Annotated in this window: 1 protein-coding gene; it reads right to left on the bottom strand. The window is 46.0% G+C overall.

Features of this window, described 5'->3' with window-relative positions; all coding sequences use genetic code 11:
* A partial coding sequence (gene torT / locus R7Q46_RS28210) for a TMAO reductase system periplasmic protein TorT (protein WP_318078445.1) occupies positions 1 to 564 on the bottom strand: 564 nt, incomplete at its 3' end.
* Positions 565 to 611 lie beyond the last annotated feature (47 nt).

Here is a 611-nt window from a genome sequence, read left to right as displayed (position 1 = left end):
TTTGATAGCTTCATAAAACCCTGTTGTGACAGGCTTAGTGCCACCACGAGTACGCGGGCCAAGCAGTAGGGCAATATTGGTTTTACCTGAGCCTTTTGGATGGCGCTCGGCTAAGTACTTACCGGCCTCGTAACCCATCCAATACCAATCGACACCGACTTCGCCTTTGAGCAGTGTGCTCTGTTCTTCATCAAGATCGAGTTGGTTGACTGTTGCAAATACGGGCGTGTTGCCGACCCAACTTTTTAAGTTGTGTTCATAGGCGTGAGGATCAACCGTGCCTAAAATAATGGCATCCGCACCCCATTGGGTACACAGCGCAAGTTGCTGCTCTTGACGACTTTTATTTGGGTAGCCACCTGCTTCTAATACGCGCAGATTGACGCCTTGTTTCTCTGCTTCAGAGACCATTCCATAGTTTACTGATAACCAGTAAGAATCCTTTAAATGAGGGTAGATCGCACAGATCTTTTCAGCGGCCACAGAAGGCAGTGAAGCGCAAAGTGACGCTGCCAAGACTGAATGCTTGAAAATTGTACGAATTGAGCGTTGATTTATAACCATGAAATGAAGTTCGTTGGCATAGATTAAGTAAACACTGCAAAATATAA

It is taken from the genome of Vibrio sp. 811 (assembly GCF_033339195.1).
Note: the sequence above shows the minus strand (reverse complement) of the source record. Positions and strands in the feature narration are given on the sequence as shown.